Source organism: Spiroplasma endosymbiont of Amphibalanus improvisus, from assembly GCF_964030645.1.
In the GTDB taxonomy this organism is placed as follows: Bacteria; Bacillota_I; Bacilli_A; order Mycoplasmatales; family Mycoplasmataceae; genus CAXIPX01.
Map to the genome: position 1 here is coordinate 253,021 of NZ_CAXIPX010000003.1, position 18,401 is coordinate 271,421.

Sequence of the window (18,401 nt, forward strand, 5' to 3'; positions counted from 1 at the left end):
ATAATTAAATACGGTGGTATAGTCCATACATTGCTAAATCTTTATCTGAATGTTTATTATACCCCGCGTGGGATGATAGAGCCTGATAAATATTTAAAATCGTTTCATCTAAAAAAATATCTTTACTTTGCGCATCTTCTTTTAACAAAGTATCAATAATCCCTTGCAAATTATTATCGTATTTTAAATCAAATAATTTAATATTTGAAGCATTTTTACGATCATATTTAACATCTAAATTTTTTGACTCACTCACTAACACCACATTTCAAGTGGCTGTCTTTAAAAATAAGCGCACGTTTAAAATATTAATTATCCTGTTAATCATAAACTGTTGTCTAACTATAGGGTTGGTAATGGTTTTGGGAGACCTAGTATTAACTTTGACATTTCAGTACTGATCGCTCAAATTCCCCTTTACCTGTGATTTTATTTGTTGATGTTTAATAAAAATTAATGATCGTCTCGTCAATAAAATTCGATCAAAAAAATATGCTAAATTATATTCCGGATCAAAAAACATAACATTTTTAAAATATCAATTATAACGAAAATCTCCAACGATATTATCAAAAATACGATCTACTTGCTTATAATCATTGGGATGACCTTCAATTTTTCAATATAACTTTGGCAAATTTAATTTTTTACGATCTTTAATAATATGGTTTTGTTGTTTATTTGAATACATAATAACCCATTAATATCTCTAAGGATTCATTTGTTTAATATCATCATCTTGTAACAGTTTGTTGCTTAACTTAAACATAATATTTGTTAATTGTTCAATCTCTTCTTGGTCTAACATCGAACTTAACAAACGTTGCAGATCACGGATAATAATTTTAATAACATGGTACAGTTTGAAACCTTTATCTGTTAATTGTAAAACTAAATTTTTATTATTAACCTTACTAATTGACTTAGTAATATATTTTTTTTCGATTAAATTATTGGCAACAACTGTTAAATTAGCTTTTGTATAGTGAAATTTACGTGCAATAGTTACCATATTTGATTCACGGTTATTTGCAATAATGCTAATTAATCAAAAATTAGCAGGTTTAAAATCATGGATATTTAAATCAAATAATCTTTTACGGATATAGTTTTCCATTAATTTACGGCATTCAAAAATAGTTTGAATTGATGAGCTTGATATAAGTGGCTTATTGTCTCGGTTCATATATTCTCCTATTCTATATCAGTAATAAACTGACTTTTTTTTGATTTTTATCAAACTTAGATTTAAATCTAATATTGCAAGAATCTAATAAAGCAACATAATTTGGATCTAAATATATTATATTTTCTGCTAAAAAACGTAATTCCCCACCATCTGCATTATCAATAGTCTTTTGAATATAGGCGCCAAAATTATCCTTTGAATAAATAGAAATAATGTTGGCTAAATATTCAATTTTATCTCTAGACATTTTTACCTTGTCATTTCTTAAACGTAATCACTCATAACGGATTAAATTAATCGCGTTATTGGAATAACAATTTAGTTCTTTTTCCAAAGAAATTGATTCTCAAATCCTTTGTTCAAAAGTTCTTTGACTTTTTTTGTTTATTTCTTCAAAAAATTCTAATTCTTTTTGGTCAACACATCACATCATATAAGAACGTGCCGTTTTAGAATTAAAAACAAATTCAAATTCTACCTCATCATCTTGGAAAAAAGATTTAGTTATTTTCACGATTTGATTTTTAATCGACTCTTTTCGATCAAAAATTTTTAAACAAACTGCTTCTGCAGATGTAAATGCAATTAATTCTTTAGTAGATGTTTTAGGTTCTAATAAAGTGAAGGAAAAAAAGTAAGGGTACGGGAATCCTCCATTATCTGCATTTTCTGAAACTAACTTTTCACGAAATAAAATGGTTACTAATAAAATGCGTTTACCTTCTAAATTAGAAAATAATTTTTTTTTGACATTATCATACAACATATTAATAACCCTCTAAAATAAAATGATATTATTTAGCCTTTTTCATTGAATTCATCACACGCTTAATGTCTGCCTCTGATGGTTTTCTTCCCATCTGGCGATACATTGCACGAATTTGGTTTTCATTAATTGGTGGATTATCACGTAATTGTTTTTTTACTATTTTCTTAGTAATAAAAAAACCTGCTATTCCGCCTAAAATTAAAGAACCGATTGCTATTAAAAGGGCTCCTCATCAAACTATTGTATCCATAGATTTTTCTCCTGGTGATATACTATTTAAAACACTTTGTCATTTTATAATTTTTTAATAATAATATCAATAATTGATTTTTTATTAAAATTGAAATGTTTCATCACATCTTTAAATGGAGCTGATTCACCAAAACTATCGATCCCAATGTTAACATCTCCATATTTTGATCAACCAAATGTTGAACCTAATTCAATAGTCACCTTTAATTTAGTTTTATTATATAAATCATTAATGTATTTTTCTTCTTGGCATTCAAACATTTCACGACAAGGCATAGAAATTACTTTGGTTGATATTTTCTTATTGTTTAACTCTTTTGCAACTTCAATCGCCAAAGACACTTCACTACCTGTAGCTGTTAAAATAACTTCAGCACTATCATCGCCATAAATTTTATAAGCACCTTTATTTACATTATCTATAGAAGAATTTTCCAATTGTTCTAAATCCTGTCTTGTTAAAATTATTGCTGAAGGTGTATGTTTTTTCTGTAAGGCACTCACATATGCACCTGCTGTTTCATTAAAATCGGCAGGACGGTAAACATTAAAATTAGGAATTGAACGCAACATTGATAATTGTTCAATGGGTTGGTGTGTTGGTCCATCTTCACCAACAGCCACAGAATCGTGGGTAAAAATATATAATGTAGGAATACGCATGATTGCACTTAAACGTAATGCAGGCTTTGAATAATCGGCAAACACTAAGAAACCAGATGCAAACGGCAATAATCCACGATGTTGATAAATGCCGTTATTAATTGCTGTCATCGCAAACTCTCTAACACCATATGCTAAGTTACGACCTGTTAAGGAATTATATTGAAAGTCGCCATCACCACCAATTGCTTTTGTGCTACCTGTTAAATCAGCACTTCCACCAATTAAATTAGGAAGTTCAATATTTAACTTTTGAATAATTTTTCCCGAAGAAACTCTAGTCGCCTCTGGTTTGTCAGGTTTTAAATCTTGTAAAATTTGGGGTTTTATTGCAAAATCACCTTGTAATGCTTTTTTAAGAATTTTTCCTTCTTCAGAATTTGTTGTTAAATATTTTGTATATTTTAAAAATCATTTTTCATATTCTTTTGTTCCACGAACTTTAACATTTAACTTAAAATCAGAATAAACTTCACTTGGTACATAAAACTCTGGTTCTTTTCAATTTAATGCTTTTCTTAAATTGACAATATCTTCTCCGATTGGTGCTCCATGTACAGCAGGAGTTCCAGCTTTAGTAGCTCCATAACCAATTTGTGTTTTAACTTCAATTAGCGATGGTTTGTTAGATGCTTTTGCTTTTTCAATTGCTTTGTTGATTTCATCAATGTCATTACCATCTTTTACTAAAATATGTTCTCAATTAGCAGCTTCGAAACGTTGTTTAATATTTTCTGATTGTGCTACGTTGACCATATTATCTAATTGAACATCATTTGAATCAAACAATACAATTAACTTATTTAACTTTCAATGTCCTGCCAATGAAAGTGATTCTTGCGTTACTCCCTCTTGTAAATCACCATCACCACACAATGCATAAGTATAATGATCAAACAAAGCAATATCTTTGGAATTGAATTGGTTGGCTAATTTAACTTCTGCTAATGCTTGACCAACGGCCATTGCAAAACCTTGACCTAATGGTCCGGTTGTGACATCTACACCAGGTGTTAAATGTGATTCTGGATGACCTGGTGTGATTGAACCTAATTGACGAAATTGTTGTAAATCATTAATACTTATTTCAAAACCAGATAAATGCAACATTGAATATAACAAAGCGCTCCCGTGACCTGCTGATAAAATAAAACGATCACGATTAATTCATTTATCAATCTTTGGATTAACTCTTAAATGCTTAGTAAATAAAGTGTACAACATTGGTGCTGCTCCCAAAACTATTCCAGGATGTCCAGAGTTAGCCTTATTTACCATTTCTGTTCCTAACATTCTAATTGTGTTAATTGATTTATTTGTTACTGATGCCATTATTTATTTTCTCCCTTTAAATAAAAAATTATTCTTTATTATCGTCAATTATTTCAATACTTTGTAATTGCGTTTCTAAATTTGTTTTTAAAAACTGTAAGAAGTTGCCCCTTAGTTGCGCTTGTTCTTTTTGTTCCTCTTTTGTTATTGTACCTTTTTTTGTTTTTTGTGCTAATTCATTAATTCGATTAATCATAAGTTCAAACTTTTCTGTCACTTTATCGACTCCTAACTATTTAAAATAAAAATCTAATGAATGATCATTAGAAAAAACAAAAATCTTTATAATTAATTTTAAATTTTTTGTTTAGTAGCAGAAACTAGTATTTCTTTAAGACTGACTTCTTGTGGTAATTCATATGTATACAACATTAAATTAGAAATATCACTTGATTTTAAACCTTTATTGATACTTTTTTTAATATTATTGTAAGAATCTAAAATATTTGCATCCTTAACTGATACTAATAAATTAGTATCAACAATTGCTGGTGCCATTATTGAGACACGGATGTTAAAATCTGCCAACTCTTTTCTTGATTGTTCACTAATAGCGTGAACTGCATATTTTGTGCCACAATAAACAGCATGATCTGAATAAGTATATCGTCCAGCACATGATGAAACATTTATTATTGTTCCGTGCTTATTTTTTTTCATCGAAGGGATTACAGCATGCATTCCATTCAATACTCCCTTAATATTAATATCTACCATCAAATGCTGGTCGCTCAACGGTTGGACATCAATGCTTTCTAAGGGCATTACACCTGCATTATTTATCAACAAATCAACTGGGCCAAACATCCCTTCTGCTTTTTCCACCGCTGTTTTAAATTTTTGTACATCTGTAACATCTACTTTAGCACAAATTGAATTAGGCAACTTCAATTCTTTCAACAAATCAATTCTTCTAGCTAATAATAATAGAGGGTACCCCGCTTTTGAAAAATCAATAGCCGCTTGTCTCCCAATTCCTGATGAGGCTCCTGTAATAACTACTAATGGTTTCATTTTAACTCCTGTATTTATTTAATGAATCTATGATAACATATTTAAAAATAAAATAAAAAAGACAAGATTTACAATTCTTGTCTTTTTTATTTTAAAAAACTAAATTACAAATTAATCATTTCAAAAGATTCAAGATAATGAACCTACTGCCATAAATATATATGGTGCTAATGATAATCATAAAGCTGGATTGGAATAATCTGGATTAGTATTTACAAAATACCCAATAAAGAATAGAACACATATTGTTGTAATAATTAATGCTCAAACAGTTGATCAAAAATCTGGTTTAACTGATAAAGGGATTAAAATAAAGGTAATTCCCATCATAATTAAAACACTTCTTGATAAATCTTTTGATCCGAAGATAGATGTATCTAGATCTCATATTCAAGAAGCTATTCCGACTCCAATAATTGCTATTGCTCCGATCATCATTAAAATTTTAGGCCATGACAATAAAGAATGTTTTTCTTCTTTTTGTCGACTTTTTTTATCACCCATTATAGTTAATTTCCTTTCAAGTTTATATTTTATTAACATATTATATATTAAAAAAACATAAATTTAAAATTTTAATTAGTATCTAATGGTAGATTATTTATTGGTGATTTTTTGATATATAGAAAACCAAAACATCCAACAGTAATTACTGATACTAAAATAAATAAACACGGAAATAATCAAATCATAGTGTTCGAAGGAATCGATAAATTCACTCCATAATCCAAATAAATTATATTGGAAAATAAACTAAATATTAGCAATGAGTTTAAAAAACCAAAAATAAATGCCAATATAATCGAGACAAAGTAAGAACCAATTATATAATTTACAACCGAAGAAATTTTATAGCCCAAAATTTTCATAGTGATAATGATATTTTTGTTTTCGTTTAAAACCTGACTAATAAAAATAATGACAATTCCCAGCATAATGAAAATGATGGCTAATAATAAAATTTGAGAAATGAAATATTCTGGAGCAAAAATATTTACAGTGTTATCAAAAATTGCGTTTTTATTTAAAATGTATCCCTGATCAACATTTGCAATATAATCAGCATTTTGAATTTTAGTTTTATCCGCACTAGCACCAGAGGGAACACCTGCTAATATTGAAATATTTTTAGAAAATATATAATCATCTGAATACGAATAAAACAAGTTATCTGTGCTAACATTTTTATTATCAGGATCATTGATTGGTAAGTTATACATTAAACTTTCTAATAAGGATTTATTTATTAAAATATCATTATTATGAAGATTGGTCAAATTATCTAAAATATAATAACCTTTTAAATCGAAATAATAAGTTTTCTTCTCCGAACTGGAAACATAGGAATTTTTAAATTGTAATTGATAATGATTGGTATTTTGTAAAAAGTCTAATTTTTCTTGATCAGTACCATTAATTGGTACATCTGTTTCTCCTTCTATTACCTGTTCTTTGATTTGATTATCCATAAAATTATCACTAAAATAAACTGGAATGTGAATGTTACCATGCTCATCTCGAATAACTTTATTTTGGTCTTCTAAAATATATTCATTAAAATTTGCTTCCTGAGTTGCCGGGATATCGATTCCGTTTATTACATTGTTATAAAATTTTTCGTCTATACCAGTTACAGCTGCTGTATAAGAACTATTAAAAAAGGGATTATTCTGTGTATCGCGCAATGATTCATCGATTCAAAATGATAAAGTAGATAAATTATTATCATAATCTTTATCATCCATAATAATTCGATTAACAAAAATATTTGGTGGGTGTTTTAAACCAAAAGCATTAGACCATTTATAAAAATCACATAAATTTGTCTCATATTTATTTGGATTTTTATTTTCTAAACAAATTTTATTATAGTTTTGATTATTATTATTGGTCATAAAATCAGTAATAGATGCACCTGAAATATAGAAATGGGATAATTGATCATAATAATTATTTTGTTGTAAATAATCTCTAACATCTGCATAATTTTGTAGATTAACTTCCATTACCCAATCTTGATCATTTGTAGAAGGTTTTTCATCCAAGGATGAAATTTTTAAATCATTAATTTGAGAATCAGAATATATTAATTGTTTATGACCTGGGACATGTTCTGGATCATGAGGATGACTGGGATCAGTATTTGAAATAAATAAATTATAAATTTTATTAGTTATTGAATCACCGCCATTATTTATGGGATGGTACTGTTTGGTCATCAATCCGGTTCTAATATCAGTTTGATATAAAGATGTTACATCGTTTACATAATTAAGTAAACTATATCGCATTTGTAAGGCGAAGATAAATATTGATGTGCCTAAACTAAAGATTAAAAAAATCACTAATGTTTTTTTAAAATTTTTCATAGCAAAGGCAGCTTTAATTCGTGATGGTGATGGTAAAAAAGAAATTGTGTTTTTAACAAAAGATGTAATTTTATAATTAATTGCATTAGAATGGTGTTTGTTAATTGTATAATGTCTTTTTAACATCAATAAAGAAGTTAAAATTCCAAAAATAACTATTAAAAAAAATAGAATTAAGGCAATTAAAAATTGAATTCAGGACAAACTATTTTTAGAAATAAATAATGATGTATCCATAAAAAGATAATCACTAGTAATATTGTTTATTCAAATAGAAATAAATAGACCTGTAAATACACCTGCGAAAATTAATAATACATTTTGTAAACTAGTTGAAAAAATAATTTTAAAATCACTAAATCCTAAAGATTTTAATTTAAAAAATAGATGTTTTTTCTTTGTTTGTACATCATAAAGAAAGAAAAAAGAAACTACTAAAAAAATAATTAAAATTAAGATGGCAATTAAATATATTATTTCAAATTTAGAGGCTGGATATTGATAAAAACCTGTGGTTTTAAATTGGTCATTTAATTGCCCTTTTTCATTTATAACGCTTCAAAAACTATTCTGACCTTCTGAATCATCGATTATGGGTGGCATGAATTTATTGATTGCAATTGCAAAGGCCTTGGTTTCATCCATATTTCAAAAATGATTAATGTATAAATAATTCGCAGCTATATCTACACTTTCATTTCTATCGTTAAATAAATTAAAAATTATATTAAAAAAATCATTTTTATTTACATTTAAAGTTAAATAATCATTTGCAAAAAAAGTTACACTATCTTTTTTTTCTAAATTATCATCTATAAAATTCCACCCATTAAAACCATAAGCAACAGATTCAAGTGAGGTATTGCCAATCATCAAATCATCGCCAATATTTATATTTTTATCTTGTGAAAAATTTTCTGAAAAAATTGCTTGTCCATCTTTCAATTCGCCTTCATATTCAATCATTTTATTTTTCTTTTTGACATAAAATGATTGATTAGATGAATCATCCAACACAAAAGAATATTCCTTACCAGTAACCAGTCCAGGATTGGAATTTCAATCAACTTGTTGATTGAAACCAGGTTGATTTATCATTGAAACAGAACCATAAAATTTCTGGAAATTATATTGAAATTCTATTGATTGGATTTGAGAAAACATTTGGAAATTATATATATTTTCATTATTGTCATAATTAGGATTGATTTTTTTAAGTTCTTCATAGCTTTTAGGTATTATTTCATTAAAAAAATAAAATTTACTAAAATTATAATCATATAAAGGTAAAACCAAGCGTAATAATGCAATATCATTCTTAATATCTTCTTGATTTAAATTAGGATGGGCGCCATCTGATAATCCTTTGTAAAAAACTTCATCAGTGATGTCTTGAGATAAATCCATTGTTCAAAATGAATACAAACCTGAATCTGTAGTTTGCCCAGCAGTAGTTTGACCAAAAAAAGCATCATAATTAATTTCTTTATCACTCCCTTTTCATTCGATTTTACCTGGTGTTGAAGGAGAAATGATATTGTTAGCTTCCAAAAAATCTATTTCTGTTTTAATTTGCGGGCTAATAATATTTACTATATCATTACCACTTGCATCTTGAATGTAATGAGAAACATTTTCATTAAAAAAATAATCAAAAGCTTCTTGAATATTAATAGGATCTAATGAACTTCAATCAGATGAATATCAAACATCACCGAACAAATCTGCTGGTTTAGAAATATCTTCTGTTTTTAATGATTTTTGCAAAGATAATCTCATTGGAAGTGATTCTGATATTTCCATAAAATTATGTCGCAAAAAATATGCACTATTCCCAAAAGAGATACATAACGAAGAACAAATAATACACATTAAAAAGAATGTGATGAAAATGGAGCTATTTTTCAAAAAACTCTTAAATTCATTTTTGAATATTAATTTCATATTGCACCTTCATGAATTTTATATGAATCTGATTGTTAAAATTAATCCTTATCAAAAGTTAAATTGTTAATTGGTGCTTTTTTAATATATATAAGACCAATCATAGTTACAATCGCTATAAATGAGAATATTGCAAGGCAAGGCAATAATCACGAACAAACATTGGTAGGCACTGATAACAATATATTAAAAGACCCATTCATTGCTTTGGAAAAAAAACTAAATATAAACAATGAATTTATATAACCAAAAATAAATGCCAATATAATCGAGACAAAGTAAGAACCAATTATATAATTTATAACAGAGCTAATGCTATAACCCAAAATCTTCATTGTAATAATGATATTTTTGTTTTCGCTTAAAACCTGACTAATAAAAACTATGACAATTGATAACATTATAAGAATAATAGAAACAAGTAAAACTTGGGAAATAATATATTCTGGACCAAAAATTTTTACAGTGTGTTCAAAAATAATTTGTTTATCTAATAAATAATTCTTCTGAACACCAATGGAAAAATCAGCATTTTGAATTTTGTCATCTGGTGGTGGTGAAGGTGACGTAGGTATTGTGGCGAATAATGGAAGATTTTTAGAAAATATATAATCTTTTGAATATGAATAAAATAAATTATCAGTGTCGATAATATCATTATCATCACTATCAATCGGTAAATTGTAAAACATTTTTTCTAATGATAATTTATTCATTAAAATATCGTTATCAGGAAAAGAATTTACTGTTGGGTTATAATAACCCTTTATTTCAAAAATATATGTTTTAGAATCTTGTTGATTATCATAATAAGGATTTTTAAATCGCAATTGATAATGATCGATATCTTGTAAATATTTTAACTTTTGTTGTTCAGTGCCATCAATCGGTACATCTGTTTCTCCTTGATTATCTTGATGTTTAATCTGATTGTTCATAAATCCAGTGCTAAAAAATACCGGGATGGTTGTTACAATCTCACCATTTTCATCCTTGGTATTTTTAATTTGGTTTTCACCATTAACAATATAACGCATAAAATCATCTTTTTGAGATTCAGAAACCCCTATATTATCAATAACTTTACTATAAAAATAATCATTTATCCCAAGAAAGCCAGCTTGTTCATAGTAGTTAGGCGGACTATTTTTTATATCTTGCATTTTTTGTTCTACAACATGAAATGATAAAGTAGACAAACTATCATTATAGTCTTTATCATCCATAATAATTCGATTAACAAAAATATTTGGTGGGTGCTTTAAATTTAATGAAGTTGATGTATCATAAAATTTACAGAAACTATTTGTGTAATCATCAGGATTAGGGTTATCAACACAAATACGATTATAATTTTGATTATTATTATTGGTCATAAAATCAGTAATAGATGCACCTGAAATATAGAAATGGGATAATTGATCATAATAATTATTTTGTTGTAAATAATCTCTAACATCAGCATAATTTTGTAGATTAACTTCCATTACCCAATCTTGATCATTTGTAGAAGGTTTTTCATCCAAGGATGATATTTTTAAATCATTAATTTGAGAGTCAGAATATATTAATTTTTCATGACCTGGAACATGTTCTGGATCATGAGAATGACCGGGATCAGTATTTGAAATAAATAAATTATAAATTCCATTCGAGATATCATTAGTTTTAGTTTCATATGCGGTTGATTTTAAACCAGTTTGAATTTTTGTATTAAATGTTGATGAAGATTGATTTGAAAAATTAATCAAACTATATCGAATTTGTAAAGCAAAGATAAAGATTGACGTTCCTAAAGTAAAGATGAAAAAAATTAATACTGTTTTTTTAAAATTTTTCATAGCAAAGGCAGCTTTAATTCGTGATGGTGATGGTAAAAAAGAAATTATCATTTTAAAATTAACCATAATTCTAAAGCCTCATCCTAAACTTGAACTTTTTATTTCAAATAATGATTTTTTAATCAATAAAAAAGATACGACTGATAAAAATATAAAAATTAATAAAAATAAGGAAATTCCAATCAAAACTTGTGTTCAACTAAAACTATTATCACTAATAAATAAACCAGTATTCATAAATAAATAATCATTAGTGATGTTTATTATTAACATAGAAAAAAATAAACTAATCAAAATCCCAATTGATAATAATATTAAAATAGGTAAACATGTCCCTATAATAATTTCTTTGTTATTAATACCTAAAGCTTTTAATTTAAAAAATAGCGTTTTTTTCTTTGTTTGTACTTCATAAATAAAAATAAAAGATACAACTAAAAATAAAATAAAAATCAAAATAACAATTATTGAAACTATATTAGTTTCCATCATTAAATCTTTATAATTAGAATTATTTTTTCAAGCATCCAAGATTTTTCCGTGTTCATCTGTATATGAATAAAAACAGGAAAAACTAGAAACGTTGGGAGCTGGTGTTCAATATGTGTTTAAGGCTTCTACAAATACTTGAGTTTGAATTGGTGTTCAATAGTGATTAATATATAAATTACAAGAATCACCCAGATTTAAATTCTGATCTTTATCGTTAAAAGCATTAATAATTATTTTTAAAAAATCAGCACGATTAACATTTAAACTTAAATAATCATCAGAATAATAACTATCCTGGTATGACGTTTGATGGTAATTGTGTATAATATCATTACCATTACTCCCGTAGACAAGAGGAGCTAATTCAACACCTTCAATCGAAAATTTAGAACCAATATCTATATTTTTATCCTGTGAAAAATTTTCCGAAAAAATGGCTTGTCCATCTTTCAAACTACTATCAAATAATAAATTTTTATTATTCTTTTTATAATAAATAGGTTTAGTTGTTGTGTCATCTAATGCAAAGGAATAATCTTTACCGATCACCACTCCATTATTACTTCCCCAATCAATTCCATTTGAAACATCAAAACCAGGTGTGCTTACAATCGATACTGCACTTACATATTTTTTAAAATTAAATTCAAAACTTAGATTTTTAAATGCAGAAAACATTTGAAAATCATAAACACTTTCATCTCCTGGGATATAAGAAGAATCTGTGATCGCCAAATTTTCATAAGCTTTTGGTATAATTTCATTAAAAAAATAAAATTTACTAAAATTATAATCATATAAAGGCAAAATTAAACGTAATAAACCTATATCATTTTTGATATATTCTTGATTTAAATTAGGATGGACATTATCCGCTAATGAATTATAAAGATCAGTGTTAGAAATATCCTGGCTTAAATCTGTGGTTCAAAAATTTTTTGAAATTGTAGAGGAATTGCCTATCATACAAATAGATTGATAATTAACATCCTGGTCGTTACCTATTCATTGAGGGACGTTGTTTTGAAAATTTTTATTTATGTAATCTATTTGTTTTGCTTCGTCAAGAATGGCTTCACTAATTCCGTTAACTACATCATTACCATTTTCATCTTTAAAGTAATGAGTTTTAGTTGTATCAAAAAAATAATTAACTGCATCATTGATGTATGTTGGCATTCCTTTGTTATCAACATATCAAGCGACTGGAACTCAAACATCTCCAAATAAATCTTCTTGCGATGTTATTGGTTCCTTATCGTCAAAAGTATTGCCTGGAGTATAGTGCATAGGTTCTTGTTTTACAACTTGACAATAATTTGACTTTAAATAATAAGCACTATAACCAAAAGAGATACAAATAGTAGAACTAACTATAGTCATAATTAAGAAGGCTAAAAAAATATGACTATTCTTAAAAAAATTTTTTAATTCATGTTTATTTATTAATTTCATGATTACCTTTTATTTTTTAAAGTTTTTAACTTATACAATTTTTGTAGTCAGTAATTCGGAAGGATTTTTTCTTAATTTAATATATGCCATTAAAAAAGCGAAACTATAGGCGACCAATATCAAGAATAATGTAATAAAAATATTATACCAGTCAAATCCGAATGGTAAAATAATTGCTGTTGTTGACAATAATAATGAGTTCATTAATCATAATGCTCCAATTGATAGCAGTGAAGAAATTAATCATGAAAGTAGTACAAATGGTGTGAAGTTATTCAACGTTAATGAAAGAATACTTTTTTTTGAATAACCTTCTGCTTTCATTTGATTCAAGAACATATAATACCTTGAAACAAATAAATTAGAAATTAATAAAATTAATAATGTTGAACATAAAACAATGAAAACAATGAAGAAAGATGTGAAACCGATAAAAATAGTTGAAATATTATTTACATAAGTTTCTTTTTGGGCCAGTAAATCCATACTAGAAATCGATGGAGAAAAAGTATTAATGCTGTGTGTTGCAATTGGGCTTGTAATTAAATTGCTACCCGAATTGACAATAGATACTATAGAACCTTGTGTGGTAAATCCCATAGGTTCTGTGACATTAGAAAAACATGAATTATATCACATATTTGATCCAGTAGAAATTTTAGAATAGTTAGTAGTAACCTCTTCTGCAAAATTATCTGAAACGTCTAAACTTAAAGAATCATCGTTAAATAAAGGAGTAGTTTGTGTAAATCCTGTAGGACTAAAGCCATAAATTAAATTTGATAATTTATTATCAATATAAAATACACTGCTTCCATAAGTGTTTGTTTGGTCTAAAATATTATATTTAATGACTACTGAGCTATTGTTAAAAATGCTAGAACTATAATTGTAGTCTAATTTTCAACCACTGTCATTTGTTGGCAATACTAATTCTTCAGTAACTGCAGTCAGTCAATTAGAAGGACCGTTGAAAAAAACACCAATCGCTGCATTAGGGTCATATACTTCACTAAAATTTAAATCATATGGTTTAACATCTACTCATTTTGAAGCGCTTGGATTAGTTTCTTTAACACAATCTGGGGGAGTTGCATTATCATCTACTACTTGACTATAATCTGTTTTTTCTGGATAAGTTGTAATATTCAATTGTCAAGCATCAGAACTAGCATCAGGGATGTATAAATGTAAATTATTAAATTCATAATATGGTCTTATGACAGTTTCATAACTTGCAGAATTATTAACTTTATAACTTTCTAATGTACCAAAAGAATTTTCGCTAATATTTTTACCATTATATTGATTTTTAAAACTAAAACTATTGTTACTTAATTCAAATGGATTTAAATAAGCTGATTGTCCATAATCAATATTTGTCGGGTTTTCGTCTTTTAAATTTATTGTTGATTTAAAATATGCTGATTTTTGTTCATCTGACAAGTCATTTTTAAAATATTCTGAGTGAAAGAAATCAGAGTCATCATAAACCCAATCAGATTTATTTAATGGTACAAAATTACCTGCTGCATCTTTATATTGTAATTCCTGACGACCAGAAATAGAAAAACTTTTATCTAGAACACCAGTAAAATCATCACTTTTACCTAAATTTAATAAGGCTTGAGGTGAAGCGAATGTCGGCAATAGTATTGTATTAGTTGTTTTATCATAAATTTTATAACCAGAACTTGTTGTAATATCACCACTTATAGAGTTACTATCTGCACTATTTAATAAAAGTTCAAGTTCGTTCATAGCATTATCGTCTACAAAAAATTCTTGTTTTTGTTTATCAGATAGGTTCAAAATACTTACATCTCGATCTAATCCATATGTTGAAACTGACTGTCCATCTGAAAAAGTATTTTCAAAATCAGTAACTAATGCCTCTTGTCCTTCTATTGAATTATAAAAATCTCAACCAAAAGTAAATTGATCTTCTCTGGATGGATCAGAATAAACATATTGTTGAATATAAGATGGATAATTACCTAAAATGATCTCTACAATTTGCTCTTGTCAAGACAAGTTGCTATCTGGTTTTACATTATTATTAAATATTTGTTGTAAAATTTGAACAATCCCAATACTCAAACTATCATTAATTGAGCTTGTTACGTTAATTGCTTTCTTCTGAGCTTCTTCTGGATTAGACTTTGCATTTAAGTAAGTATATTCATAAATCAATGACAGAATACCATCGATATCTCCGACAGAAAAACTACTGCCATTTCCTGCATAAAAATTATTACCAAAAAAATCGATTAAATTTGTATAAGTACGGCTTGGGTCATTAGCTCAACTAGATGCAGTTCATTCTGGTAAAAAAGAGTTTCCATCCGGTTGATCAAAGACAAAATATGGGATAGGTGTTGAATTACCTGAAGAATCAAATGAATAATTTAAATTATCATAACCTCCAGCAGTCTGAATCTGACCAGCATTATCGTAATATTTATAACCTTTATCAGAACTATAATCCTTTGATTTAACATTTTGTTCTGTAACTAAATTAGTTTGATACTTTGATAAAGGTGAATTATAAATGGGCGAAATAAGTGAATATTCATTTTTATAATTCATATCTTTAAAAAAGGAATCTGATAAATTAGTAAAAATTGAAGGTAACGATAAAACGATAGTCATAATAAAAGAAGCGATGAAAATTATTAAGGATAAAACTGCAACATTTTTGACAGAAGAACTTAAAACATTAACTCTAAAGTTACCATTAAATGATTTTTTAGGAACCATTTTTTTACCCCATCGAGAAATAGTTTGGTTATGTGTTCATGAGTCTTTTTTATTAATTATACTTATAACAGGTTTTTTTAAAATAAAGATAGCCGAAAAGTAAGAGGATAAAATGGAAACTAATCCTACAGCTGTTAAACATATAACAAACGATAAAAAGTTAAATGTAAATTCAGAATAATTTAAAGAGAAAAATTGATCAAAGAAACCACATAGGGGAAATTGAAATATAGTACCTAACAATCAACCTAAAGGCACTGCTACAACAGTGATAATAAATGCATATGATAAATAAGCAAAAGAAATAAAATTATTGGATGTTCCCATTGATTTTAATATGGCAATTTGTGATGAATTTTTTTCAATATTTTTTCTTATGGATACAAAAACCGATACTAAACATATTAATAAAATAACCACTGAAGAAATATAAACAATTATTTTAAAGAAACTTAAAACCTTTGGGAATATCGTTCAATTTTTAGAATATGGAGAATTAGCAAATGATGTTATATTTGAAACATACCCCAAATTGGAGATATCATTATTTTCAAACCCACTAGATGCAAATGGTATGATAAAACCATTATTTCCTAAAAAATTATTAAATAAATTGATATCTGAAACTTCACCATCTTGTTGCGTTAAAAAAACATGTGTTTCCTGAGAAGAATCGATAGATTCTTGATTGCCATTTCTAGAAAAATCTGCTGAATCTGCTTGTGGAGCAAAAATAACTCCTGAAGATGCAATATCAGGAATTAAATTGTCATTATCACTAGTTGGGATAAAAGAAAAAGGATCAGTTCCAATACCAGAAATTTGATAAGGTTTATTATTAATTGAAATTCAATCTCCTACATTTCAATGATTAGATTTTGCAAATTGCGGTGAAACGAGTAATTGACTAGGATTTTTAGGCATTACCCCTTTTATTAATGTGACATCAGGATTATTTACACCATAAATAGAATTAGCGTTATCGAAAAAAACAACTCTATAACTTAAATCATTAGAATCATCCTTTACATAACTTTCATTTCTAAAATCAACATCAAAATTACATATTTGAGCCGCCATTTTTGTATGAAAATACAAGTAGCTTTCATCGTCAATTTGCGAATCGTTAATTATTTGATCACCCTTATCAATCAATGGCAATGAAATTTTAGCATGTAAAGCAGAATCTACATAAGGAGCAAAAATATCCGAACCATCATAATTGATAGTTTGAGTTAAAGAGCCATGGAACCCTTTCTGATCAATACTATTCGCAATTTGATCAGGATCATCAACTTTTCAATTTTCCACATAAGAATTTAACGGATCACCCCCACCTGCGTCATCAGATGCCTCAGAATAAGTATATGGATGGTATGAATTGCTTTGTTTATCATATTTTAAATCACCAATTCAAGTATTTTCATTAGAAAAAACATCATTTTGAGTATTACCTAAAATATTTTGTTCTAAAAACTGAACGCGTGGAATTGTCTCTGTTGATTGTTTATAGATGCCATTAGCTCAATTATAAAATGTGCCAGCTTCATATTGTAAAAAATTATCTAGGAAAAAATAGTCAGTGATCGCTGTTTTGCTAGGATCATATATTTGTGAAAAATATTGATAAATTAAAGATTCAGAAGTCATCTGAGTTATATCATGATAATGATCTTGTCCTTGATATTCATATCCAACTTGTCCTGTAGAAACTGCAGAATACAAATTTGAAAATAAATCATTTTTTAGTTGATCTATAAAACTTGTGCTTTCCAAATTTGCATAATAGCTCAAATAATTATTATAATTACCACTAGTATTTTGAGGATCAAATATCCCATCAAATAAAGTACCTTGGCAATTATCACCGGCAAAATATAAATTATAGTTAGTATTGCTAATGTTATCATTTTTGTCAGTAGTGTATGAATAAGCATATTCTAAATCTAATAAAGGATAAATAACAGTAGGTGTTTCCATAGAACCTACTGGAGTTTCTACAGAATAATGAAAATCATAGTCAAACTGAGGGGTATTTTTAAAAATGTCTTGTTGGTTATTATCAACTCTGGAAAATGAAGTTATCCCCCCAGTTAATAACGAAATAGATAAAATTGATAAAGTAAAAATAACAATAAATTGAGTTTTAGAAGAAAAAACACCTCTTAGACCTTGTTTAAAAAGTAACCAATAATTTTTTGTATTCCCAGCATTACTATTTGTATTTTTTTTAGAATTAGACATTAATTAAAAGACCTCATTATATATAATTTTAAAAAATAATTTTATTTTTTAAAATTATATATAAAAATACAAGAAAA

General features: G+C 27.1%; 11 protein-coding genes. All 11 read right to left on the reverse strand.

What is annotated here, in order from left to right:
* Window positions 1-4 precede the first annotated feature (4 nt).
* Window positions 5-691 carry a hypothetical protein gene (locus tag AAHM77_RS01565; RefSeq protein ID WP_342252386.1) on the reverse strand — a complete coding sequence of 229 codons (687 nt, stop codon included), beginning with the start codon at window positions 689-691 and terminating at the stop codon, window positions 5-7.
* A gap of 18 nt (window positions 692-709) precedes the next feature.
* Window positions 710-1,186 (reverse strand): MarR family winged helix-turn-helix transcriptional regulator, encoded by a 477-nt coding sequence (locus AAHM77_RS01570; RefSeq protein ID WP_342252387.1) that lies wholly within the window; start codon window positions 1,184-1,186, stop codon window positions 710-712.
* 13 nt (window positions 1,187-1,199) lie between these two features.
* Window positions 1,200-1,955, reverse strand: coding sequence for a hypothetical protein (locus tag AAHM77_RS01575; protein WP_342252388.1), 756 nt, complete (start codon window positions 1,953-1,955; stop codon window positions 1,200-1,202).
* Between the two features lie 28 nt (window positions 1,956-1,983).
* Entirely contained in the window at window positions 1,984-2,208 is a 225-nt protein-coding gene (locus AAHM77_RS01580) for a YneF family protein (RefSeq protein ID WP_342252389.1), read from the reverse strand.
* Between the two features lie 44 nt (window positions 2,209-2,252).
* The gene (gene tkt / locus AAHM77_RS01585) at window positions 2,253-4,205 is read right to left on the reverse strand and encodes a transketolase (protein WP_342252390.1); all 1,953 of its coding nucleotides are present in this window, start codon (window positions 4,203-4,205) and stop codon (window positions 2,253-2,255) included.
* 28 nt (window positions 4,206-4,233) lie between these two features.
* Window positions 4,234-4,422, reverse strand: coding sequence for a DUF896 domain-containing protein (locus tag AAHM77_RS01590; protein ID WP_342252391.1), 189 nt, complete (start codon window positions 4,420-4,422; stop codon window positions 4,234-4,236).
* Window positions 4,423-4,499: 77 nt separating this feature from the next.
* The gene (locus tag AAHM77_RS01595) at window positions 4,500-5,219 is read right to left on the reverse strand and encodes an SDR family oxidoreductase (RefSeq protein ID WP_342252392.1); all 720 of its coding nucleotides are present in this window, start codon (window positions 5,217-5,219) and stop codon (window positions 4,500-4,502) included.
* 111 nt (window positions 5,220-5,330) lie between these two features.
* Entirely contained in the window at window positions 5,331-5,723 is a 393-nt protein-coding gene (locus AAHM77_RS01600; RefSeq protein WP_342252393.1) for a hypothetical protein, read from the reverse strand.
* 71 nt (window positions 5,724-5,794) lie between these two features.
* A complete protein-coding gene (locus tag AAHM77_RS01605; RefSeq protein ID WP_342252394.1) occupies window positions 5,795-9,391 on the reverse strand; it encodes an ABC transporter permease in 3,597 nt (1,198 codons plus the stop codon).
* A 182-nt stretch (window positions 9,392-9,573) separates the two neighbouring features.
* Window positions 9,574-13,320, reverse strand: a complete 3,747-nt coding sequence (locus AAHM77_RS01610) for an ABC transporter permease (protein WP_342252395.1) — start codon at window positions 13,318-13,320, stop codon at window positions 9,574-9,576.
* A gap of 30 nt (window positions 13,321-13,350) precedes the next feature.
* Window positions 13,351-18,324, reverse strand: a complete 4,974-nt coding sequence (locus AAHM77_RS01615) for an ABC transporter permease (protein WP_342252396.1) — start codon at window positions 18,322-18,324, stop codon at window positions 13,351-13,353.
* Between the last annotated feature and the right edge of the window lie 77 nt (window positions 18,325-18,401).